Origin of the sequence: Protofrankia sp. CiP1_Cm_nod2 (assembly GCF_920664355.1) — a bacterium.
GTDB lineage: Bacteria > Actinomycetota > Actinomycetes > Frankiales > Frankiaceae > Protofrankia.
On sequence record NZ_CAKKTL010000351.1, the window covers coordinates 1 to 3,805 of the forward strand.

At 73.7% G+C, this 3,805-nt stretch carries 5 protein-coding genes; 4 read left to right on the forward strand and 1 reads right to left on the reverse strand.

Going from position 1 to position 3,805, the window contains the following annotated elements:
• The 3 genes from NBW84_RS23120 to mtnC form a co-directional block, all read left to right on the forward strand.
• Nucleotides 1–353: DUF4352 domain-containing protein (locus NBW84_RS23120; protein ID WP_250287373.1), on the forward strand; the 353-nt coding region annotated here is incomplete at its 5' end.
• 304 nt (nucleotides 354–657) lie between these two features.
• The gene (locus tag NBW84_RS23125; protein WP_250287374.1) at nucleotides 658–1,242 is read left to right on the forward strand and encodes a 1,2-dihydroxy-3-keto-5-methylthiopentene dioxygenase; all 585 of its coding nucleotides are present in this window, start codon (nucleotides 658–660) and stop codon (nucleotides 1,240–1,242) included.
• Nucleotides 1,239–1,961 carry an acireductone synthase gene (gene mtnC / locus NBW84_RS23130; RefSeq protein ID WP_250287375.1) on the forward strand — a complete coding sequence of 241 codons (723 nt, stop codon included), beginning with the start codon at nucleotides 1,239–1,241 and terminating at the stop codon, nucleotides 1,959–1,961. The genes NBW84_RS23125 and mtnC overlap by 4 nt, the downstream gene beginning before the upstream one ends.
• 120 nt (nucleotides 1,962–2,081) lie before the next feature.
• Here mtnC and NBW84_RS23135 read toward each other — a convergent pair whose 3' ends face one another.
• A complete protein-coding gene (locus NBW84_RS23135; protein ID WP_250287377.1) occupies nucleotides 2,082–3,269 on the reverse strand; it encodes an S-methyl-5-thioribose-1-phosphate isomerase in 1,188 nt (395 codons plus the stop codon).
• Nucleotides 3,270–3,507: 238 nt separating this feature from the next.
• Between NBW84_RS23135 and NBW84_RS23140 the strand changes: the two genes are divergently transcribed.
• Nucleotides 3,508–3,805 (forward strand): class II aldolase/adducin family protein (locus tag NBW84_RS23140; protein ID WP_250287376.1); only part of this gene is annotated, 298 nt, incomplete at its 3' end.

Sequence of the window (3,805 nt, forward strand, 5' to 3'; positions counted from 1 at the left end):
AGTTCACCGTGACGAACGTCCAGTGCGGTGTCGACGAGCTGAAGGCCGGATTCTTCCCCCGGCATCCGGACGGCCAGTATTGCCTGGCCAATGTGACCGTCAGCAACATCGGCGGTTCGGACCGGACCCTGACGCTGGCCTCGCAGAGCCTGTACGACACCACTGGCGCCAGGCACGGCTCCGACCAGCTGCTGTCCCGGGCGGCCTTCTCCAACTCGCTCTGGGGCAACATCTCCGAGGGGGAGAAGGTCACTGGCACCCTCGTCTTCGACATTCCCATCGATGCCACGCCTGATCACCTGGAGCTCCACGACGGCCCGTTCAGCGAAGGTGTGACCGTCCCACTGCGATGAGCGGCTCCGGCGACGACAGCCGCCCGGCGGCGGCCGGTCCCGTCGCGGTCGTGATCGTTCTTCGTGGCCGAAGGGACGCCAGCCGCCCGCGCGGTCCCGGCCCCGCACGGCATCCGCGGTGGGCACGGTGCCTGGCGGCTCTCCGCCGTGTGCCGTTTCCGTTGCGCTGCTTCTGTGTGTCGTTCCCGTTGCGTTGCTTCGCGGGCCGCCAGCGCGGGTGCATGCCCGGCGTCACACTGGGACTGGCGGGCCAGGGCGGGACTCGGGCCGAGGCCCGCCGCGGACACGACCGGAGGAGGCCGTCATGACGCACCTGACAACCTGGCCCGCTGACGACCCGGGCCGCGTGCTGCGCGACACCGACCGGCCGGACGAGACCGCCGCCGCCCTCGCGCCGGTCGGCGTCCGGTTCGACCAGTGGACGCTTGCGGACCTCCCGTCCGACGCCGGCCAGGACGCGGTGCTCGCCGCCTACCGGGAACAGGTGGACAAGGTCGTCGCCGACGAGGGATTCGTCCTCGTGGACGTGGTGGCGCTGCATCCGGCCGAGGCGCCCGGCTGGCCGGCCACGGCCGCCGCCACGCGGGCGAAGTTCCTCGCCGAACACACCCACGCGGACGCCGAGGTGCGCTTCTTCGCCGCCGGCGCCGGCGTCTTCTACCTGCACATCGGTGACGAGGTCCACGCGGTGCTCTGCGAGGCCGGCGACCTGCTGTCGGTGCCGGCGGGTACCACGCACTGGTTCGACATGGGCAGCAGCCCGTCGTTCACCGCGGTCCGTTTCTTCCACGACGCCGACGGCTGGGTCGGTGACTTCACCGGCAGCGACATCGCGTCCCGCTTCCCCGACTTCGACGCGCTGTACGCCGTGGCCGCCGCCGCCCGGTGACCGCCGCCGTCACGGTCACCGCCGAGGCGGTCGTCGTCGACATCGAGGGGACGACCAGCGCGACATCCTTCGTCGTCGACGTCCTCTACCCGTACTCGCGGGCACGGCTGCGCGCGTGGATCGACAGCCACCAGCGGCATCCGGACACCAGCCGGGCGCTCGCGCAGGTCCGCGGGCTGATCGGTGAGCCGGCGGCGGACACCGCCCGGATCGTCACCGCGCTCGATGCCTGGCTGGACGCGGACGAGAAGATCACTCCGCTCAAGACCCTGCAGGGGCTGATCTGGGACGCCGGTTTCGCCGCGGGCGAGCTGACCTCCCACCTGTTCCCGGAGGTGGCCGGCGCCCTGCGCTCCTGGCGGGCGGCGGGGCACCGGCTGTACGTCTTCTCGTCCGGGTCGGTCGCCGCGCAGCGCGCCTGGTTCGCCCGCAGCCTCGCCGGTGACCTCGGTGGCCTGTTCAGCGGGTATTTCGACACCGAGACGGCGGGCCCGAAACGGCAGCCGTCGTCCTACGCCGCGATCACCGCGGCGACCGGGGTGCCAGCGGGCCGGACGCTCTTCCTCTCGGACCTCGTCGACGAGCTGGACGCCGCCCGCGCCGCCGGCTGGTCGACGGTCGGCGTCCGCCGGCCGGGCGAGCCGAACCACGACCGCGGCGTGGGTGACCACCCGGAGGTGAGCGGCCTCACCCAGATCAGCGTCCTGCCGCCGCCCTGATCGCGGCACCGCCACCGGCCGACGGCCCACCGGGACACCGATGACCTGTCGGGGATGCCGATGACCTTGGTCGGTGACCTTGCTGGAGGCGTCGATGACCTTGTCGGGGGCGTCGGCGGCCTACCGGGGCGGGGCGGGCGGCCGCGGGCGCTGGCCGCGCGCGGCCTCGACGATCCCGTGCTCGGTGACGAGCGCGTTCACCAGGCTCACGGGCGTCACGTCGAAGGCGGGGTTGTACGCCCGGGAGCGCGCCGGCGCGACCCGCGACCCGGCGTGGCCGAGCACCTCCTCGCCGTCCCGCAGCTCGATCGGGATCATGTCGCCGGACGCCGTCGCCGGGTCCACGGTCGACGCGGAGGCGGCCACGACGAACGGGATCCGCGCGTACGCGCAGGCCAGCGCCACCCCGAGAGTACCGATCTTGTTGGCGACGTCACCGTTGGCGGCTATCCGGTCGGCGCCCACGACGGCCGCGTCGACGAGCCCACGCACGATCGTCCCCGCGGCGGCGGCGTCGACCTGCACCAGGTGGGGGATGTTCTCGACGTCGAGCTCCCAGGCGGTCAGGCGGCTGCCCTGCAGCAGCGGCCGGGTCTCGTCCACATAGACGATCTCCAGTGCCCCGCGGGCGTGCAGTTCGCGGATGATGCCCAGTGCCGTCCCCCAGCCAGCGGTCGCGAGCGCCCCGGTGTTGCAGTGGGTGAGGATGCGCAGCGGACGGCGACCACCGCCGTCGGTGTGGCCGCTGCCGTCGCTGCCGGGGACGGTCGCGGGAGTCCTCCCGCCGGTGGTACCGGCGCTGATACCGCCACCGCTGCCTGTGCCCGTGCCTGTGTCGTGGATGGTGCCGGTGTTGTGGACGGCGCCGGTGGGCCGGGACGCGCTGCGCAGCAGCCAGTCCGCGCCGTGCGCGCCGATCGCCCGGTTCGCCCGTTCGTCCTGCTCCAGCAGGTCGTGGGCGTATTCGAGGACCGCGGAGATCCCGTGGGCTAGCCGCTGGCGGGCCGCGTCCACCGCGAGAGCGAGCGCGAGGGCGGTGGGACGGGCGTCGCGGATGCCGCCGATGGCCCGTGCGAGAGTGGCCGCGTCCCAGTTCTCCCGCTCGGCCTGGGCCGCGGCCAGGGCCACCCCGAACGCGCCGGCGGCACCGAGGGCGGGAGCGCCGCGGACGGCCAGCCGCCGCACCGCGGCGACGAGCACGTCCACGTCGGTGACCTCGAGGTGGACGACCCGGGCGGGCAGCGCGGTCTGGTCGAGCAGACGGATGCCGTTGCCCGTCCAGGAGACAGGCCGGCCGACAGGAGTCATCCACAGCACGATATGCCGCCGGCCGGGGCCGCCCGGGTATGTCCAGCGGTGGGATCGCCGGTCCGCGCCGGACGTCGACCGGCCATCCGGCCATCCGGCCATCCGGCCGGGCAGGCCGTCCGGCTGTCCCTGGGCGTGGGACAGGCAGTGTCCGGGGCCGGGCGGGTGCCGGTGGAGGTGACACCGGCGGAAATTGATGATCTGGTGGGTGGATGGTGTTTCGACGGGTGCTGCTCTGATGGACGACGTTCTTGTGAACACTGGTGATCCGGTGGACGCCGACGGGTGGCCGGCCGGTCTGCGCGTCGCGGGCGAGGCGCTGGCCCGGGAGGCGGCGCGCTACGCGTCCCTCGGCTGGATGCGGGCGACCTCGGGGAACCTGTCGGTCGTGCTGTGCCGTGCCCCGCTGCGGCTCGCGGTCACCGTGAGCGGGCTGGACAAGTCCGAGCTGCACGCCGGGGACGTGGCCGTGGTCGACGCCGCGGGTGCCGCCCGGCCGGTCGGGCCGGCCCGGCGGCCGTCGGCCGAGGCGGCGC

Coding starts and splice junctions, on each gene's coding strand:
- NBW84_RS23135 (WP_250287377.1), bottom strand. CDS start 3,269: ATGACTCCTGTCGGCCGGCCTGTCTCCTGGACGGGCAACGGCATCCGT.
- NBW84_RS23125 (WP_250287374.1), top strand. CDS start 658: ATGACGCACCTGACAACCTGGCCCGCTGACGACCCGGGCCGCGTGCTG.